The sequence below is a fragment of the Alteromonas lipotrueae genome, from assembly GCF_019249255.1.
Taxonomy (GTDB): Bacteria; Pseudomonadota; Gammaproteobacteria; order Enterobacterales; family Alteromonadaceae; genus Alteromonas; species Alteromonas lipotrueae.
Genome location: NZ_JAESDJ010000025.1, coordinates 1 through 20,048 on the forward strand (window position 1 = coordinate 1; position 20,048 = coordinate 20,048).

The 20,048-nt window shown below is 42.5% G+C and carries 16 protein-coding genes; 2 read left to right on the forward strand and 14 right to left on the reverse strand.

Translation table 11 applies throughout. The features are described 5' to 3' along the window. Positions 1-894 precede the first annotated feature (894 nt). From KYS23_RS19755 to KYS23_RS19765, 3 genes are all read right to left on the reverse strand, one after another. Positions 895-1,911, reverse strand: a complete 1,017-nt coding sequence (locus KYS23_RS19755) for an esterase/lipase family protein (protein WP_218396575.1) — start codon at positions 1,909-1,911, stop codon at positions 895-897. Positions 1,912-2,453: 542 nt separating this feature from the next. Then, complete coding sequence (locus KYS23_RS19760) at positions 2,454-3,620, reverse strand: alpha/beta hydrolase (RefSeq protein WP_218419919.1); 1,167 nt, start codon at positions 3,618-3,620, stop codon at positions 2,454-2,456. A 7-nt stretch (positions 3,621-3,627) separates the two neighbouring features. Then, entirely contained in the window at positions 3,628-3,783 is a 156-nt protein-coding gene (locus KYS23_RS19765; protein WP_218419921.1) for a hypothetical protein, read from the reverse strand. Positions 3,784-4,288: 505 nt separating this feature from the next. Between KYS23_RS19765 and lepB the strand changes: the two genes are divergently transcribed. Then, positions 4,289-4,930: a signal peptidase I gene (gene lepB / locus KYS23_RS19770; protein WP_218419923.1), complete on the forward strand. Its 642-nt coding sequence runs from the start codon at positions 4,289-4,291 to the stop codon at positions 4,928-4,930. 298 nt (positions 4,931-5,228) lie between these two features. Next, complete coding sequence (locus KYS23_RS19775) at positions 5,229-7,817, forward strand: TonB-dependent receptor (RefSeq protein ID WP_218419925.1); 2,589 nt, start codon at positions 5,229-5,231, stop codon at positions 7,815-7,817. Positions 7,818-7,855: 38 nt separating this feature from the next. Here the strand turns inward: KYS23_RS19775 and KYS23_RS19780 are convergent, their stop codons facing one another. The 11 genes from KYS23_RS19780 to KYS23_RS19830 form a co-directional block, all read right to left on the reverse strand. Further along, positions 7,856-8,251, reverse strand: a complete 396-nt coding sequence (locus tag KYS23_RS19780) for an MAPEG family protein (RefSeq protein WP_159531985.1) — start codon at positions 8,249-8,251, stop codon at positions 7,856-7,858. A 114-nt stretch (positions 8,252-8,365) separates the two neighbouring features. Then, positions 8,366-9,010 (reverse strand): adenylate kinase, encoded by a 645-nt coding sequence (gene adk, locus KYS23_RS19785; RefSeq protein WP_013783409.1) that lies wholly within the window; start codon positions 9,008-9,010, stop codon positions 8,366-8,368. Between the two features lie 312 nt (positions 9,011-9,322). Continuing rightward, positions 9,323-11,245 carry a molecular chaperone HtpG gene (gene htpG / locus KYS23_RS19790; protein ID WP_159531987.1) on the reverse strand — a complete coding sequence of 641 codons (1,923 nt, stop codon included), beginning with the start codon at positions 11,243-11,245 and terminating at the stop codon, positions 9,323-9,325. Between the two features lie 109 nt (positions 11,246-11,354). Then, positions 11,355-11,954: a recombination mediator RecR gene (recR, locus tag KYS23_RS19795; protein ID WP_159531989.1), complete on the reverse strand. Its 600-nt coding sequence runs from the start codon at positions 11,952-11,954 to the stop codon at positions 11,355-11,357. Positions 11,955-12,052: 98 nt separating this feature from the next. Next, positions 12,053-13,000: a hypothetical protein gene (locus KYS23_RS19800; RefSeq protein WP_159534609.1), complete on the reverse strand. Its 948-nt coding sequence runs from the start codon at positions 12,998-13,000 to the stop codon at positions 12,053-12,055. Between the two features lie 480 nt (positions 13,001-13,480). Further along, the gene (locus KYS23_RS19805) at positions 13,481-13,807 is read right to left on the reverse strand and encodes a YbaB/EbfC family nucleoid-associated protein (protein ID WP_013783402.1); all 327 of its coding nucleotides are present in this window, start codon (positions 13,805-13,807) and stop codon (positions 13,481-13,483) included. Positions 13,808-13,845: 38 nt separating this feature from the next. After that, positions 13,846-16,749 (reverse strand): DNA polymerase III subunit gamma/tau, encoded by a 2,904-nt coding sequence (gene dnaX, locus KYS23_RS19810; RefSeq protein ID WP_218419927.1) that lies wholly within the window; start codon positions 16,747-16,749, stop codon positions 13,846-13,848. A 17-nt stretch (positions 16,750-16,766) separates the two neighbouring features. After that, positions 16,767-17,303 (reverse strand): adenine phosphoribosyltransferase, encoded by a 537-nt coding sequence (gene apt, locus KYS23_RS19815; protein ID WP_013783400.1) that lies wholly within the window; start codon positions 17,301-17,303, stop codon positions 16,767-16,769. A 345-nt stretch (positions 17,304-17,648) separates the two neighbouring features. Further along, complete coding sequence (locus KYS23_RS19820) at positions 17,649-18,398, reverse strand: HvfC family RiPP maturation protein (protein WP_218396560.1); 750 nt, start codon at positions 18,396-18,398, stop codon at positions 17,649-17,651. Continuing rightward, positions 18,395-19,246, reverse strand: coding sequence for an HvfB family MNIO-type RiPP peptide maturase (locus KYS23_RS19825; protein ID WP_218419929.1), 852 nt, complete (start codon positions 19,244-19,246; stop codon positions 18,395-18,397). The genes KYS23_RS19820 and KYS23_RS19825 overlap by 4 nt, the downstream gene beginning before the upstream one ends. A gap of 71 nt (positions 19,247-19,317) precedes the next feature. Beyond that, positions 19,318-19,854 carry an HvfA family oxazolone/thioamide-modified RiPP metallophore gene (locus tag KYS23_RS19830; RefSeq protein ID WP_218419931.1) on the reverse strand — a complete coding sequence of 179 codons (537 nt, stop codon included), beginning with the start codon at positions 19,852-19,854 and terminating at the stop codon, positions 19,318-19,320. Positions 19,855-20,048 lie beyond the last annotated feature (194 nt).

Here is a 20,048-nt window from a genome sequence, read left to right on the forward strand (position 1 = left end):
GATGAGCTCGTACATAAGCACGCATTAAATCTTGAATGGTAAAAATAGTTGTTGACTATGGGGAGTCCACATAAGCGGAGCGAGTGACTTAATTTGTTTGTTATACATAAAATGTTGAAAAGAGAATAGTGGCACCGTAAGAAAACATGGCAGTAATAACTAAAACAATAAAAGCTTTGAGTAGAAGAACTGTTCCACCCTTAAAGCCATAAAACCTGTATGCATAAACGGGGATACCGATGAAGCCAATCAAAGCGCAGAGTATAGGGTACATTTTAAGCTTTGTATGCCCGTTTTCTCTTCCATGCTGTTTGCACCATATGAACAGACAAATAGCTATAAATATTGAGTGGGCAGCGAACGTGAGCTCTTCAGCGCCTCGTGTAATGAGAAAGTATTCGTCTGCTATAGCAGATATGATAAATGAAACAAAGATTGCGAAAATTGTTTTATAGGATGATTTCATGGTTTATGTATAACAATTTAATAGTGCGCAAATTGCGCGTTTTTCTTCCGAGCATGTGCTCGTTTTTATCCATAGTGCCATCATTCAGAGTTTACTGAAAGTCAAAGAGTACAGAGGTTACGCTTAATAAGGGCTAATTACGTAAAGGACAAAAACGCGCGATTTTGTCGTTTTCCTGAATATAGGGGAAAGGCAGCTACAACCGTATACGTAGACAGACATCTAACTCTCAACAATGACAATATTTTGGGCAGAAACTAGCTCATTGGGTCCATTAAATAATAGATAACCAACTTCCGGTTTACGTACAGAATTGCCTAACAGCGAAAACTGGAAGGCACTAACAGACAAAATGCTGTTATTCGATGCCTTTACGAGCATTACTAGTGTCTAGTGAGCGAACAGTCGCATAAGATAGCGCCTGTTGTTTAAGAATCCGCTTCTTTAATCTTGAAAGCTGCATCTTCAAGAAACATTTGGAGCGTGACAACAACCTCAGAATTTTTACCTTTGGGCTTTACAATGTTTATATGGTCTTCACCAAGGAGCGGAACTGCATAAGCATCTAAGCCCATTGCGTTATTGACTGAAACAACTTTATCATTTGTACCAACAATGCACCGTATGTTTTCCCTATTGATAGCACCACTTTCAACCCAACCTAACCAATCAGAATTTAATGAAAAAATAAAAGGTGAGTCCGCGGATAACTCTTGTAGTTGCAATTTTTCAAGTGTTGGTATAAAAGTGGCTAGCTTCGCTAAAACTGCCCCATTATGAGGTGATGCTATAAAAGTAACTTGAACTATATTGTCTAACTTTTTTTTCCTATTCTTCTGTAAAGTTGCAAGTCTTCTAACAAGAATACCGCCCATACTATGCGCGACAATAGAAATCTTAGAGAAGTTTCGATAATTTGCTCTGACCCAATTATCTAGATTTCTTGCGATAAATTCTAATGACGGTGAGTTATCCCAAACTCCTGTTGGGTATTCATACAATGCAGTTTTGCAGTCAACCAATTCACCAATGAAAATGGGTAGCTCTCCCCAAGATTTTAATGAACCATTCCAGCCATGAACAAAGAGAACGAGATCTCTCACATTGTTTTGTTTTTCTTGTTGTGACTCACAATGACTATCGATATTCTGCGTGATACTTGTTATGTCCCAGTGTTTAAGAAAATCCTTAAACTCTTTAGAATACAATTCGCTACCAAGATTTTGTAAATTCTCAAACAGCTCGACAAGCCTCTCAACAGCTTCTCTATCTAGTTCACCATAAAAAATCACACAACCTTTGTTAAATCTAGTTACGATAATTTCTTCGAGTGGCACACCTGATATTTGAGATAATTCCGAAAGAAATTTTTTTCTTTTTTGACCCTTAAATTCAGAAAATTCCAACTCCATCTTTATCCGAACTTCTCTAGTGATTTTAGCCATCTAAAAAATCCTTATTTTCGATTTATTAGCTTAAAAAAGAGTAACTGTTACCAGAATAAAGATATCCTAGCTATATAAATTTGAAATGTCTGCTTTACGTACTTTGAAGACCCATGAGCTAAGCTGACTGGCAGCAAAAGACAAATTGCGGTCATTTACTGGCAGTTGTGAAACTGAGGCTGACAGACTTTAATCGGCCGTTGGCAGACACTGGATGATGTTTAGATAAGTGGCAGCAAACAACCTATAGCCGTCATTAGCAAATTTATGAAGTCAGACTGTTTTGATTGAATTATGCACATACAGCTTGTATGGGTTGTCGATCTGCTCAGGGTGGAAAGCGGACGGTCATTACTCACTGTCTTAGACATAACTTTGTGCCAAAAGTCTTCAATCATGGCCGTAACCACAAACACTAAAAAGCAGCTAAATCGAGCTGAGGCTTATCAATTAAGCTTTCCAGCATTACTTGATGTCCCTTTGCGTTCTCTCAGGCTGATATCAATGTCGGGCTTTCAACTGCAAAGATATCAATTTAAAAGTTATAGCGTCTCAAGAAAATTTACAATTGAAGATTTCAACTCTTCGTCATCTTGGGCTATTAGCTTTAAAGCTTTTGTTCCGTATTTTTTTGCTAGTACCAAGTCTTCACGTTGCTTGTGACCCTTGGCTAAATTAAAGTTAACCCATGCAGAATCTGGATATAACTCAGCGTTATACTCTAATAGCTTCATACCTTTCCGGGGAGAGTGGATACCATTTGTAACATAGTCGGCAGCGAAATTGATTGGCCCCATGCGTGGTTTAATTTCGTAATAAAGGTCAGCTGATAGCTTTTCATAATGTTCAGAAATTGCCTCAGGCCCTTTCTCCATTGCTTTGAAAGGTAAAACCCAGTTTCTATAAAGTTCGTTGGTCGCATTTACCAACCCGGTCATATTTGTTGCAACATGAGGCAGGGTGGCGAAAACTTCACTTTTAACTCTTAATCCTGAAACACTATTTTCTTTGAAAAAAGTTTGCAACTTTAAAAAAGAAGATGCCATTGTGTTTCCTGGTTCATACTCACTTTCAACAATTTCATCTCCTAAATTCATATATATGAATTGCTCTAAAGACTTACGTGATGCAAGGTATTCAATTATTTTTTCAACAGTCTTATTATCTCCCCAGTGAAGAGATGGGCTGAAAGCATAGTGTGCTGTAAATAGCTCAGGACGCGCTTGAACAGTATATAACGAAAATAAACCACCCAAGGAGTGACCTTCCAAAATTCTAAATTCAGAAGTCTGATAATTCGAGTCCACAAAGGGAATGAGTTCCTTTTCCATGTAATCTAAGAAAGCATCAGCTTTACCGCTAGGTACATCAGCAGTTGGGTGTGGGCTAGGAGTATAGTCTCTAATACGGTTTTCATTATCAATAGTGACAACAATAGTTTCAGGAATTAGCCATTCACTATAAAAATGTGCGATGACCGCGCTAACCGTTTTTTTGTAATACTTGCCGTCCAATGCATATAGGACAGGGTATCTATGATTGGAATCTTTTTTATACTCTTCAGGAAGGTACACACTTATTTTTTGTTCTTCATTGAGTATTTTTGAATTTAACACATGCTCTTCTAAAGTAAGCTCTTGCGCTAGTATCGAACTTGAACAATAAAACAATAACAGTAAGCAAAATGAGAAATTCCCTAGTAGATTCATGCTTTCCCTAACTTTTTGAGGTGATTTGATACTTCAATGTACAACTTCGCCTATCAATATTCAAACTTACTGACGCTTTGGCAGTGGTAATAATATTGGAAAGTAAAAAGTCATTGATTTGCGCCTGAGCTATTTTTACTAGCAGTAAGACAGCAAATTTCATCGCTATCACCGGCCACAATCCGCTCAAAATGTGCGCTCATGTCTAAAGTAGCGAGCGTCAGCTTACCACCCAATGTGATCAGTCAATCCTGAGATGCTCTGCGTCTGGAACTGGCACTAAGCCGGTTATCATAAGAAAAATCCTTATGTCTGCAATGTCGGATTAGCTGACGTTTATTATCTGCTTACCTTAAGATTTCAATTCGCTCCTAGCTGCCAATTAATTTGCAATAAGTTAACGGCTGTTTTACGTACATTGCGGTACTTCAATAGTAAAGCCCATATCACTAAACCGCCTGTGAGAATCGACCAAGCACTACCATGAAAACTGAAGGCTAGCGTGAAATAAAGAACACACATCTTGAAACACTTTCAGTATGAACTGTTCCCAACCTAAACCCTCTATACTTCTAGCTCCTTTGCGGCTATTAGCCGCCGTTATTTATTTAGTACGTGGCAAAAGACTACAATTACGCCGTACTCCCCACCTATTATTAGGAATAAAAATGAAGCAACAAGCTGGCGTGTTTATTAAAAGAAACTTACCTTTCATTTTGTTTGTTGTACTGATGTTTTCATTCAGAAGCAGTGTGGCAGATTACTATCATGTACCTACGGGTTCTATGGAGCCCACCATTCAGGTGGGAGATCGCGTTGTGGTAAATAAAAGTGCATACACTCTTGAACTGCCTTTTACCAATGTGGTGCTTAGCCAAACGGGTGATATTGCCCATGGTGACATTGTGGTTATTCAAAGCAGTGCCGCCGAAACGCGGTTAGTTAAACGCGTTATCGCCGTTGCTGGTGATAAGGTAAGCCTACATAACAACAATCTAACCGTAAATGATGAGCATGCTGTAATACAGAGGCGCGACCACTATGTTTTCCAAGAAAATATAGGCGATAGTCAGCGCAGCATTCAGCTATTACCTGTTAAAGGGGCGCGCTCGTCATTTAATGAAGTTGTTGTACCTGATAAGCATGTATTGGTAATGGGTGATAACCGAAATAACAGCGTAGATTCACGTTATTACGGCTTTATTCCCGTTGAAGAGATTCAAGGCCGAGCTACCCGTGTGGCTTTTTCATTAGACAAAGAAAATTACTACTTACCTAGAGGAGAGCGTTCTTTGTTAGCGCTTCAATAATATCAGTTCGACAGGCATGCCCTCAAATGGGTATGCCCTCCCTCTCTCTTATCTCTGCCTTACCCAACTTCCCACAAATTTGCCTAAACTTGCCAGTTACTCTACGTCAACGATGAGCCTCAGCGCTTCACGCCTCTCCTCGTTCTCCATTTGTACACAATTTGTAACTAACTCTATTCAAAAACAATAGCTTGCCAACTTGCTACTTTACCCACGTTAATGCTATTGATTGACAAGCAACCCTTCGCGTTGCTGAAATAACAAACAATAAGTTAAATGGAACCATAAGGAAATCACAATGAAACATGGCGTTAAACTTAGTGCGCTCACACTCGCACTGGCTGGACTCTCCTCTATCTCTTCCTCTCATGCGCAACAAGCAGAAGAAAAAGCTGAGGGAGTAGAACGTATAGCAGTAACAGGCTCTCGTATCAAACGAACCGATATTGAAGGCCCCTCTCCTATTCAATCAATAGATGCCACCATGATAAAAGGCATGGGCTATGAAAACTTACAACAATTACTAGAACGCATGCCGGCCACCGGCGCAGGTACATTCTCAACACGTAACAACAGCCAAGACTCTACTGCAAATGGTGCGGCCTCTGTATCCCTTAGAGGTATGGGCCCAGATGCCACCTTGGTACTTATTAATGGCCGACGTGTGGCCATCAGTGCATTTGCAGAAAGCATCACGAATTCATTTGTTGATATTAATGCTATTCCCGTATCGGCCATTGAACGCATCGATATTTTAAAAGACGGTGCGTCAGCTATTTACGGTTCAGATGCCGTGGCTGGTGTAGTGAACGTTATTTTGAAGAAAGACTATGATGGTTTAGAAGTAAACGTAGGCTATGGCGGTACAACAGGCCCAAGCTACGGCGAAACTACTGCTAATATGCTGTGGGGCAGTCAAAGTGAAAAAAGCAGCGCTACTGTCATTCTCGATTACTTCAACAACAGCCAGTTAGGGGCTGATGAAATGGGCCGGTTTGGTACTGCCAACCAATCCCCTTATGGCGGTATGGATTTTCGTTCTTCTCGCGGGTATCCAGGTTATTTCTATGTTGATGGCGTTAAAACCATCGATCCAGATTGCCCAGCCGATAGCGCCACTGCATCTGGCAGTTGTTTATTCGATTATGGTCCGTATGGCCTGACTATTCCTGCATCGGAACGCGTAGGCTTTATTGGTCAATTCGATTATAAAATTTCGTCAGATGTTACCGCGTTTATGGAAGTAGCCGTACAGCACAATACGTCTGAAGCTGGCGGTGCAGCCACACCCCTTGATGAAGACGCGGGCTTAACCGTACCTGGCACCCATCCTGATAACCCTTTCGGGCAAGATATTGATATTGGCCGTTACCGCCCGGTTGATGCGGGTGCCAGACGCTGGGATATTGAAACCGATACCCTTAGGTTTGTGGCAGGCTTACGAGGCCAAATTTTTGACTACGACTGGGAAGCATCTGTACAAAAGGGTAGAAGTAGTTCTGAACAAAGCGGCGATCAATCGCAGGGTTGGGTTCGCGTAGATTGGCTACAAGAACAAATTGACCTAGGTAACTACAATCCTTTCGGTGGTGTAACTAACTCACCCGAAGTTATTGATGCCATCACCACCAGCTTGGTTCGCCGAGGTGAATCACGCATGACTAGCTTCGATGCTCACATTACTGGCGAAGCGTTTGCGTTAGGCGATGAAATGGTCATGATGGCAGCGGGTATAGAGTACCGTGAAGAGCAAGTATCAGACATTCCTGACATTCAATTCCAGCAAGGGCTTATTTTTGGTACTGAATCTGTTTCTGCTAACGCAGAGCGCGACCAATACGCCGCCTATTTAGAATTATCAATTCCGATCTCTGATCAACTAGAGCTTCAATTGGCGGGTCGTTACGACGACTACAGCGACTTTGGTAACACCACTAACCCGAAAGTTGCGTTACGCTGGGCGCCAAGCGATGAAGTTACCCTTCGTGCCTCGTGGGCACAAGGGTTCAGAGCACCGTCATTGGCACAAGTAGGTTTAGGTCCTTCGCAGAAGAGCGTGTTCTTTGTGGATAGGTACCGCTGTGAAGCAACAGGCCTAGACTGCGAATCATTAGATTACAATATTGAATTTGCGGGTAACCCAGATTTGGAAGCGGAAGAGTCTGAATCTTGGAATGTGGGCGCTATTTGGGCACCTACTCAAGAGTTAGGTTTAAGCGTTGATATTTGGAGTATCACTCAAGATAACAAAATTGATGAGCAGCAATTTGGTTTGGTGTACGACACTGAGTGTAATAACCAAGACAGTGAAATTTGCGTACGTTTAGATCCACAAGGCGGGGCTAGTTTAGGGGTTATCCAAAAGATATTTAATACCTACCAAAACGTGTCTTCACAAGAAGCTGCAGGTATCGATTTAAGTGCAAACTACATGCTTACCCTAAACGACTACGGTGACGTTAAGTTCAATATTGATTGGTCTTATCTTACCGAGTTTGAAAAGGACGGTTTAGATTATACTGGTGAGTATGGGTATCCTGAGCATCGTTGGTTGTTTGGCACAACGTGGAGCAAAGGTGCGTTTGACGCTAACTTGAATATTAGCTTTGTGGGTGAATTTGAAGATACACCGGATATCGACTTCGACGGCGTGTTAGATTTTGAAGAAAATACATCCCGTATGGTCGATTCACAAATGCTAGTGGATATTCAAGGTGGCTATAACGTGACTGACACTATTCGACTTGTACTTGGCGTAAACAACGTACTAGATGAAGAACCACCTTTTGCTATTGGCGATGGCGATAGCGACCTTTATGGTTATGTGGGTAGTATCCACAATCCACGCGGCCGCTTCGTATATACCAAAGCAACGTTTAGGTTCTAAACGCTAGCACTCACTGTGATTGCCTGAACGTCAGGCAATCACAATCCAAAATGAATTAGCATTAAGTTGGCAATGGCCGCTACTAACATGGCCAAAAACGTCAGCATCATACCTGCAATACGCTGCCAGCTTGCTCCACTATGATGTCTTAATCCATAAGCATGGAAAATACGTCCGAATAACAGTGAACATGCGAGTGCATGTACCGCCCAAGCTTGCCCTGTATTCGCCTCAAAGCAAGCGACCATAATGAGGGTAATAGGAACATATTCACTAAAATTACCATGAGCGCGACTGAGCCTTTTCAGGTCTTCATTACCACCGTCACCCAAGCTAATTTGACTTTTTCTACGTACCCCTATCACTAAAAAGGACAGGTATAGGTAGCAAATCCCCAACAGACTGGCATAAAACGCCGTTATAGGTAATACCATGAGTTAGCTCCACGTTTATATTAGTTATTCTGCAATTATTAAACGCTATTCGCTCATAACATACAAGTAACAAAAAAGGCCGCTACTGCGGCCTTTACAAATCAATAAGCACAATTAACCAAGAAGTTCAGCAAGCTCTGCGCTCACTTCATCTACTGGGCGTGTGCCGTCTAACTTGTGGTATTCGCAGTTGCCCGCATCAGCTTCAGCACTATAGTAATTAACCAACGGCTTGGTTTGCTCATGGTAAATTGCTAGGCGTTTACGAACTGTCTCTTCTTTATCATCATCACGAATAATAAGGTCTTCGCCAGTATCGTTGTCTTTCCCTTCCTCTTTAGGTGGGTTGTAAACAACATGGTAAACACGACCTGAAGCTGGGTGTACGCGACGGCCACCCATACGCTCAACAATCACATCATCTGGTACATCAAACTCAATACAATGATCGACAGAAACACCCGCTTCTTTCATTGCATCAGCTTGAGGAATTGTACGTGGGAAGCCATCTAACAAGAAACCATCTTTACAATCGTCTTGCGCAATACGCTCTTTAACCAGCCCGATAATGATTTCGTCAGATACTAGCTTACCTTCATCCATTACACGCTTGGCTGCAAGGCCCATTTCCGTACCCGCTTTTATAGCAGCACGAAGCATGTCACCGGTAGAAATTTGGGGGATCCCATATTTGCCCATTAAAAACTGAGCTTGTGTGCCCTTACCCGCGCCAGGAGCGCCGAGAAGAATAATTCGCATGAGTGCGTTCTCCGCTTATGATTTTGAACTTTTTTACTTGGGGCACTTTACACATTCAGCACCACAGTGACAAGTATAAGCCCCACTGTAGAGGGAAACTAAACACTTATGATGAATATATATACTACTTATGGCCCGTTATAAAATCCGACTTTGGTCTTAACTCACTGCTTACTTTCAAACGTACCGAATGAAATTAGCTAAACGGGTAAAATATAGCATAAATTAACGTGCAAAATAGATTTAAAGACCCTAGAAACAAAAAACGGGCATTACGCCCGTTTTATATTAATTAACTTTTAATATTGAAGCTTATTTTGCTAACTTCATTAATAAAGTGTTTAAGTTTTGCACAAACGCTGAAGGGTCTTTTAAGCTACCTTGTTCAGACAATGCTGCTTGGTCGAACAATACACCAACCCATTGCTTAAACAAATCTTCGTCTTGCGTGTCTGCTAGGGTTTTAACCAAAGAATGCTCTGGGTTAAGTTCGAATACGTACTTAACGTCAGGCACAGGCTGTCCTGCAGCTTGCATCAACTTCATCATCTGTGTGGTCATACCGTTGTCATCTGCAACAATGCACGCAGGAGAATCAGTTAGACGGTGGGTAAACTTAACGTCTACTACTTTATCGCCTAGGGCTGATTTAGCTCGCTCAACAATACCTTCTACTTCTTTTTCTGCTTCTTCTTGGGCTTTCTTAGTGTCTTCGTCTTCAAGATCGCCTAAATCTAAGTTTGCTTTCGCAATAGATTCAAACTGCTTCTCGTTGAAATCAGTTAAGTGCGACATTAACCACTCGTCAATGCGCTCACCCATTAGCAAGACTTCAATACCCTTCTTACGGAAGATTTCTAGGTGCGGGCTAGATTTAGCAGCTTGTAAGCTGTCTGCCGTTACATAATAAATCTTATCTTGGCCTTCTTTCATGCGTTCAATGTAGTCTGCCAACGACACGGTTTGTGCATCAGAGGTACTATTGGTTGATGAGAAGCGAAGTAAACCGGCGATTTTTTCGCGGTTGTTGTGGTCTTCAGAAGGCCCTTCTTTCAGCACGTTACCAAATTCGTTCCAGAATGACTGGTACTTTTCAGCATCGTTCTTCGCCATTTTCTCAAGCATTTGAAGTACGCGCTTAGTACAACCTTGACGCAATGCTTGAGTTACCTTGTTGTCTTGTAGAATTTCACGAGACACGTTAAGCGGCAAATCGTTGCTGTCTAGAAGTCCTTTAACGAAGCGCAAGTACGTAGGCATAAACTGCTCGGCATCATCCATAATGAAAACGCGCTGAACATATAATTTCAAACCGTGTGCTTGGTCGCGGTTCCACATATCAAACGGGGCTTTAGAAGGAATGTACAACAAACTTGTGTATTCAGTCTTACCTTCAACTTTGTTATGTGCCCATGCAAATGGGTCTGCAAAGTCGTGAGAAATGTGTTTATAGAATTCTTGATACTCTTCATCAGAAATATCTGATTTTTCGCGGGTCCACAAAGCAGTCGCTTTGTTTACTAGTTCCCACTCGCCTGGCTGTGCTGGCGTCTTCTCGCCATCAGGGCCTTCGCTTTCAGGCACTTCTTCTTTCCACATTTTTACAGGAATGCTGATGTGGTCAGAGTATTTGCTAACAATTGAGCGTAAACGCCAATCATCAGCGAATTCTTTTTCCTCTTCACGAAGATGCAATACAATTTCAGTACCGCGAGTAGGCTTGTTGATTTCTGCTAAAGTGAATTCACCCTCGCCTTCTGAAATCCACTCAACGCCTTGTGATGCATCTGCACCAGCGGCACGGGTGCGTACAGTCACTTTATCAGCAACGATAAACGCAGAGTAAAAGCCGACACCGAACTGACCAATCAGTTGTGAGTCTTTTGCGTTGTCGCCAGATAGCTTACTGAAGAAATCTTTTGTACCCGACTTCGCAATAGTACCTAAGTTGGCTATCACTTCGTCGCGGTTCATACCAATGCCGTTATCAGCAATAGTTACCGTGCCCGCTTCTTTATCTACACTAATTTTTACGTTTAGGTCGCCATCATTTTCATAAAGGCTGTCGTTTTCTAGTGCGCGGAAACGTAGCTTGTCTGCTGCATCGGCAGCGTTAGATACAAGCTCACGTAGGAAGATTTCTTTATTTGAATACAAAGAATGAATCATCAGATGTAGAAGTTGTTTTACTTCCGTCTGAAAACCGTGGGTTTCTTTATGGGCTGCTTCAGCCATAATCCAATATCTCCTCGTTGAATGGATCACGTTACTTTCAAACAGGTAAGGCCGAACTAGCAGTTTTCAACCGCAAAGCGAAAAAATATTATTGGGGAAGCGCCGCAATTTAGAGTTTGCGGCGACCAGAAAAGGCGTGAGTGAGGGTATTACCGTCTATATATTCGAGCTCGCCACCCACTGGTACACCATGAGCAATACGAGACGCTTCAACATTATGGGCCGCACAAAGCTGAGCGATATAATGTGCAGTAGCTTCGCCTTCAACCGTCGGGTTAGTGGCAAGGATCACTTCGTTAATGCCACCTGCACTAAAACGGGTTTCCAATTCGTTTAAGCCAATTTCTTCAGGCCCTACTCCATCGATAGGCGACAAATGCCCCATCAATACAAAGTACTGGCCTTTATAACTAAGCGTTTGCTCGATTGCCAATACATCTTGCGGGCTTTCAACAATGCATAATAAGCCACTGGCTTCGCGCTCTGGATGACGGCAAATTTCGCACAGCTCATCTTCCGTAAACGTTCTGCAGCGCTTGCAGTGATGAATATGCTCCATGGCGTTGTGCAGTACATTACTTAAATCTATCGCCCCCTTACGATTGCGTTCCAAAAGGTGAAACGCCATACGCTGGGCACTCTTATTACCTACCCCTGGAAGGCAAGTTAACGCTTGAATTAATTCATTCAGTAACGGGCTAAACTTCATACAAACTTCTTATCATTTTAAATCGGGTTACGAAACAACTTTGCATGTTACTCACTAAAAGTTCTTGTTGCACACTCATAATAAAGGTAGGCCACAGGCTAGTTTGACTCAATTATTTTTTCTTTCGGCTTTACTGCCTTTCGAATTAACTTTTTATGCACTTCATCGAGTTTAATCACATAGGCGTTTCCGCCGAAAATACCTTTAAATTTCTCGTCGGTAAATATAATGGTGTTGTCGTCTTTAAAAGTGACCGCCTCTTTTTGCGTAATCAACCCCAAATCAATGCGGTAAATATCTCCAGAAAAGAATTTATCCCCTTTGAAGTTTTCGAATAACCAAATACTGGTGGAATCCAGTAGCGCTAGTTTAGTTCTGTCAGGGCTTAATGCTGCAGACGTTATCCAGCACAGTTTTTCCATGGTAGTACAGGTTTTAAAAGAGTCGATTAACTCGGCATCAAAATTAGCCGCGTGATCGCCAACTTTATATACGTTGGTAATACCATCAAAGGGCTCAGTTCTATTTTTGGTGAATAAATAAAGATGGCGCCCTAGCGCAACAAAAGCTTCTAGATCGAAGTTACGATCATTCGGCTTAACCGGTGTTTTCCCATCCATTTCAGGGTAGGTAAACTTAATAATCTCAGCGTTTGTCGACTCGGTTTTAATATCGATAGGGTTTTCTATTTTATAAATCGTTAGCCATTTTCTATCGTTATCATTATTACCAAAGTCGCCCAAGAAAAAGTGCCCGAAGTCGTTTTGGGTAATGTCTTCCCAATCGATATTTTTAGCATTGGCAACCAAGACTTCTTTGGTGATGTCGCCATTGTCATCTAAGCGATATAGCTTGGGATCGTCGCCACTATCATTAATGGCCCACAAGTAGCCTTTCTTATCGAACTCAATACCAGAAATTTCATTCAATTTAGGATCTACAGATAACTTCTTTTTGCTATACAGCCTGTGAGTAGAAATGCCAAAGAGGGTAATGGCTACGATGACAGAAACCGTCACCGACAGGATAATACTTTTTTTCAGCATGAAAATGATGATATTTCTGAAGATTAAGATGGGGCGTATTATTACTGATGGTCTACCATAACTAAAGCCTTTTATGCTGAACGTACTGACCAATCCGGTGAAGTTTAGTTTGATGGAGTCAGTGTTAATTAAGCCTAAAGGCATACTGACCCCATTGTTCATTTAAATGCTCCTACGTTCCTTCGAATCTTAGTTTCGCTGATAATGTAAATGTCTATTTTCACCTTTACTTTTAACGGGGGAAAAGTCGTTAAGCATCTCGATTTTAACTGGTGAATCTTGCGTACATTTATTACAACCACATGCAGTGTAAGACGGCCATGCAGGGGGGAGATAGCGCCAGTAAATCTCTCTATGTAATAGGCTAAAGTAAAAAAAAGCTCTGATAAAATCAGAGCTTTTAGGTATAGCATTTACTGCCCTCTATTTAAGTCCACAACGTTCGTTATCGCTATGGTTCAAAAATATGAGATATATGGCTTAAAACGGCATTTTGAAGCCTGGTGGAAGTGACATTCCGCCAGTAACGTCACCCATTTTTTCTTTACTGGTTTCTTGAACGCGGCGAACGGCATCGTTAAATGCAGCGGCAACCAAGTCTTCAATCATGTCTTTATCGTCTTCCATTAACGTGTCGTCAATGTCTACGCGGCGAACGTTATGATTACATGTCATGGTTACCTTAACCATGCCTGCACCGGCTTCACCTGTGACTTCCAGCTTTGCCAAATCGTCTTGCACTTTCTGCATACGATCTTGCATTTGCTGAGCCTGCTTCATCATGTTGCCCATTCCACCTTTAAACATATTCTTTTCTCACTTTGTCTTAGTGTTAGTTAATGTTGCTATCGCGCTTTAACCGAGTCGGTCACTATTGATGCGTCGAACGCTGATAACAACGCTTGTATCATTTCGTCGGTATGTACCACCGATTGTGCATGCGCCTGGCGCATAGCAATAATGTCTTGTTGCAACGCATAGGGCGTTTGTTTTGGCGAACCAAGGGTGATGGTAATATTCTCCCCTTCACCAAAACTATGATGCAATACATCAAGCAACTGTTGTTTTGCACTGTCTTTTAGTAGATGCGCCTGACTGTTATCAATTTCAAGCGTTATACCCTGATCATTTCGCAAAAAAGAGGCATGAAGCACCAATTGTTTAAGCAAACCTGCAATAGGCATTTGCTCTACGTCATTGCTCCACTTATCAATTTGGCTCGCATGAACAAGCTTACTACCATCATCCAAATACGCAGCTAGCTTACCTTGATACTGACTTGTGAACTGATTTACTGGCTCACCACTAAATTCATTACGGGTATCGCTTGGCCTTGGTTCTATAGGCTGAGGTTCTAAAAGCTGAGGCTCTAAAGGCTGAGGCTCATTGCGAGCTGTTTCGCTATTGCCGCCATACTGCGCCGCGTCAGGCATTGGTGAATCAAATTGGGTATCTTGCTCGTTGGCAGTAAACGGCTCATCATTATGCTGTATACCAGTATCCCACGGGGGCATATCGGTTTGGTTTTGCATGCTACCGTCAGAAGTCGTGTTCGAGCCAGCATCTAAATTTGAATTTGCATTTAAAGTATCAGAGCTTGATGGCGCAGTTGCCGGTGCAGTAGTTGATTCTTGTTGAGCACTGCTGTCGTCAGCCGTGCCTTTAGATTGCCTATCATCTTGGCCTTCACTAGAAGGGTCAGGAGAGCTTTGGCTTGAAGCCTTACTCATTCTATCTACAAAGCTAGTAGTTTCGTTCGTCGCTTCAGGCTTTTTCGCCGCTTGTTCTGCGCTTTCATCACGTTTTTGCTTTAACCGCTGTCGTAGCGCAAGCATATCAGCAGTGGATGTTAGCTGTGCCTCTGGTGTGGGCGTAGCGGCTGGCACAGAATCAACAGCTTGCTGCGAAGCAAAATGTGTAGATTGCGTGTCAGGGCTTTCATCAGATAGCGGTGCATTTGTCAGCTGAGCATCGGCAAATTCAGGCGGCATAAATGACGACTCATCATCATCGTAAGGCGGTGGCACATCGTCCATGTATGCATCTGCTGGCGGCATATCATTAAACGGGTCCGAATCTGAAGGAGTATGCTCTGACGCCAAACTTCTGACTGGCTTGCCATACTTACCTGCAGGTTGATTGCTACCCGTAGGCTGATGGCTGCCTGTAGAATGATCACTACCTGTAGAATGATCACTATCTGTAGGCTGATTATTTATTACAGAATGATTGGCATCTGAAGGCTGGTTATCTTCTGAATGCGTTACCGGCTGGGAAGGCTTTACCTGTTGCGAAGCGACTTCGCCATACGACTCATTTTCATGAGCCGAGGCTTCTGGTTCAGAGGGGTTATTCTGTGAAGTGGCTAAATCTGCTATGTCAGAAGAAGATGAAATCTCGTGAGTTAGTGCGCGGTCGGTTTCATCAGTAGCAGTTTCTGCATCTTGAACATTTGTACTGTGAGCATCTTGTTCATTGCTGGAAAGCTCTTCATCGGCTGACGATGGCCCAGCGTCTGTGCTTTCAGCACTAAGAGAGTTAGCGGTAGAAGTCGTGCTTTGCGCGTCTTGCTCAGAAATTAGTGTTTTTTTTTCCGCCGATGCAATAGGCAACGAACTATCAACCGTTCCGCTGGCTATCTCAGATGGCGCATCAGCTAAAGGCGTACTGGGTGCAAATGTCATCATACGCATTAACGTCATTTCTAATGCGCTCCTGCCGTCTGATGAGAATGGTAAGTCCTTCCTTCCTTGCAGCGCAATTTGATATAACAACTGCACTTGTTCAGCAGAAATTGATTTAGCAAGTTGGTAAATAGCTTTGGCTGAAGTTGTTTCTAATTTACAGGCTTCAGGCACCCATTGGGTTAACGCTATTTGATGTAGCGTACTGCCTAATTCGGCAAGCACATGATCGTAATCTGGTGCTTGTTCCGACATATCCTGAACCAATCGCATAACATCGGCTGGCGTTTTACTCACCACCGCATGCAATAACTTCACAAGCTGATTTTTATCCATCAAGCCTAGCATGTCGGTAACGACTGAGGCGTTAACCGCATTGCCACCTTGTGCAATAGCTTGGTCGGTTAAGCTTAAGGCATCACGCATACTCCCCTGTGCAGCGCGGGCTAACAACGCTAGCGCTTGCGGCTCAAAGGGTAAGGTTTCTTGCTCTAAAATATGATTAAGCTGCCCAACTATTTGCTCTCGCGACAATGCTTTTAAATTGAACTGCAAGCAACGAGATAAAATAGTAATAGGAAGCTTTTGTGGATCGGTCGTGGCCAGTAAAAACTTAACGTGAGGCGGTGGCTCTTCTAACGTTTTTAACAACGCATTAAAGCTATGCTTAGACAGCATGTGTACTTCATCAATAAGATACACTTTATACCGGCCGCGGGTAGGCTTGTATTGTACGTTATCAAGTAGCTCTCTGGTATCTTCTACCTTCGTGCGTGATGCCGCATCAATTTCAAGCAAATCAACATAATTACCCTGCTCTATTTCTTTACAGGTATTACATTGACCGCAAGGGTTAGACCCCTGCCCTTCTTCGCAGTTTAAACTCTTGGAGAATATACGAGCAATGGTGGTTTTACCTACCCCTCGCGTACCGGTAAATAGGTACGCGTGGTGCAAGCGGTCGTTATCTAACGCATTCGAAATAGCTGAAACAACATGTTCCTGCCCTACGAGTTCACTAAACTTACCCGGGCGCCATTTACGTGCTAATACCTGATAACTCATTGCTTGTATTTTTATCCTTATTCGCCGTCGAACTCACAAAGCGTGAAGCTTTTGATACCCATCGCGGTTAGCTTTTCACGACCACCTAGTTCAGGTAAGCCGATAACAAAGCCAGCATGCTCAATGGTGCCGCCTAATGTTCGGATTAGCTTTGCTGATGCTTCGATGGTACCGCCCGTTGCTAACAAGTCGTCGATAAGTAACACTTTATCGCCTGGCTGGATAGCATCTTTGTGAATTTCCAACGTATCAGTACCGTACTCAAGATCGTAGGTTTCACTCACCACTTCACGGGGTAATTTGTTGGGTTTTCTTACTGGAACAAAACCAATGCCCATCTCAATGGCCAGTGGCGCGCCGAATAAAAATCCGCGCGCTTCGGTTCCTGCTACTTTGTTGAATCCCATGTCTTGGAATTCTTCAAGCAACAATGCGATACAACTACTGAAAGCCTTATGGTCTTCTAGTACGCTAGTAACATCTCTGAATAAAATACCTGGCTTTGGATAGTCAGGAACGGTTTTAACAACTGATTTTATATACTGTGCAGTCACAATTATGCCTTGAATGTCTGCGTTATAACCAGAAGGTAAACCAGCCGCAGATGATATGCATCAGCGGAAACGCGAGTAAAGTTACGATAGAAGCTAGAAAGTACCACTTATTGTAGACTTCTTTGAAATCTGAATTGTCTGCCATATGCACTACCTAAACAATTTAACTAACAAAAAAATGGTCGTAAATGTTAATCGAAAGCAGACCGGATTGACAGCGCTATTGTAGTCAATTGCCTACTTTCCCAACATTTAACAGCCAAAGCTATACACTCGCGTACAACTTTAGCCTTTCTGCACTTAAGTGCCAGTTAAAAACTGGTGATTTAGTGTTCAGCAAACTGCTCAGCTAGGTAACAAAATACCTTTTTGCAGCATATCGCTTACTATTTGCTGCATACCTTGAAGCACAGTGTGTTCTGGTAGGTGGTGTAATTGCTTACAAAGCTGCTCGCCTAAGACCTCTATTCCTATGCCCTGTTCGTGCTGTTCAATGGTATGCAATAAAACTGCTGTAAGCGGATTTAAATGCACAAATTCTACATGCTGTTCTTGATTCCGATACACCACATAGAATTGTTGCTCGGGTGCGGGATTTTCGGGAATATAATCTACCCCAATTAAATGTACAGGGTAAGTATAGGAAGCAATGGTGGCCAGCGGGGAAACGCTCACCCTCATTACCTGTTCGCCCGCTTCAAAATACACCACCTTATGAGGAGTTTTTCGAATACTGACATCTAATTCTAGCCATTCATAGTGGGCAAGTTCAGCGGCGAACTCAGGTAATTGAAATGCGAGTTCTGGGTTTGCTGACAAATACTCTACGAATTCTTTGCTAATGTCTGAAAAATACGGTGAACGGCTTTCGTGATGAATAAAAAAGGCGCGCACCAAATCATTCCAATTTTCTTCACTTACCAATGACTTTAACACCGGAAAACCTGTGCTTATAAAACCCATAATGTTATTAAAAAAAAGGGACTGATAAATATCCATGCGGCGTTTAATGTCAGCATTGTTTGTTTCAAACGAATCTGGATCTTTAATTGCGTTAACAAACTGTTGCTGGACGGTTTTAAAATTCTCGCTCATGCAGACTGCCCTGCGAAAACGCTTTGGTGATTTGCAATACACTGGGCTTGTATTGCTTTAATACGCTGCACTTCTTTTACTAATACTTCCATCGCGGGAATATTAAAATCACGTTCTAATAATGTAGGGAATACGCCATGAGTTTCATAAGCGTGCTTTAGTAAATCCCATACGGGTTCAATAACATCAGCCCCATGGGTATCTACTTTTAAATATGGGGCTTCGTCGAAGTGCCCAGCAATATGACCATATACAATTTTATCGCTAGGTAAGCGGTTTATAAAATCGTAAGCATCATACTTGTGATTAATGCTATTTACATAAACGTTGTTTACATCAAGCAGTAACAAGCAACCTGACTCCGCTAGTACCGCATTGGTAAAATCTAGTTCAGACATTTCTTGCCCAGGCGCCAAGTAATAAGACACATTTTCTAGCACCAATGGCCGCTCGATAATGTCTTGAACCTGCCTTATGCGGCCTACCACATGTTTAACTGCATCTTCTGTGAACGGTATTGGCATGAGATCGTACAGATGCCCGTTACCAGAACAGTAACTTAAGTGCTCGCTATATAAATCGATATTGTGGGTGTCTAAAAAGTGCTTTACGGTTTTAACGAATTCGATATCAAGCTTGTCGCTACTTCCAATTGAAAGGGACAAACCGTGTGTGGTAAAAGGCGCTTGTTGAATACTTTGGGCAAACTGGCGTTCGTATGTTCCCCCTAAAGGGATCCAGTTTTCGGGCGCAACTTCCCAAAAGTCGACCTCACTAGGCAGTGTTGGTAACACCTCATCTAACATCTCGCGACGAAAACCTAAACCTGCACCTTGAATATGCTTCATTATTCCACCCCAATTTCACACTAAAAAGGCCATCGAATGACGGCCTTTTTTATACTGCACTTGCCGTAGTGTTACATGCTACCGCATTTACCTTCACCACATTTTCCTTCTTTAGCTTTTTCCATTTTACCTTCAGCCATGCTAGCTGCTTTATCACCACCGCACTTCCCTTCACCACACTTGCCTTCTTTGGCTTTTTCCATTTTACCTTCAGCCATACTAGCTGCTTTATCGCCACCGCACTTGCCTTCACCACACTTGCCTTCTTTGGCTTTTTCCATTTTACCTTCAGCCATGCTAGCTGCTTTATCGCCACCACATTTACCTTCGCCGCATTTACCTTCGGTTGCTTTCGCCGCTTTGTCGCCACCACACTTACCTTCGCCGCATTTACCTTCGGTTGCTTTACCATCTGCAGATTTTGCCGCTTTATCACCACCGCACTTGCCTTCACCGCATTTACCTTCAGCAGCGAATTGGCTATAGCCAGATTCTAATGACTGCATTGAAAATGGGTTAACTTCAGCCATAGCAACCGTAGATGCTAACGAGCCAATAACAACCGCACCGAGTGCCGTAGCAACAGAAGATTTTTTAATTTGTTTCATTTTGTCTACCCTCAAATGTATAAGTCTGGTTTTAACGTGCGGTAGGCACGTGTAGTAGTATAGACCTAGGGGGTGAAGATCAAATTTCACTTTTTATTAATATTTTTTATATTATTAAATTTAAAGGTATTTTTAGCTAACTTTTATAGTCCCGATGTAGTACCTAGCTCAGCGTAACTCGTTTACCTTACAAC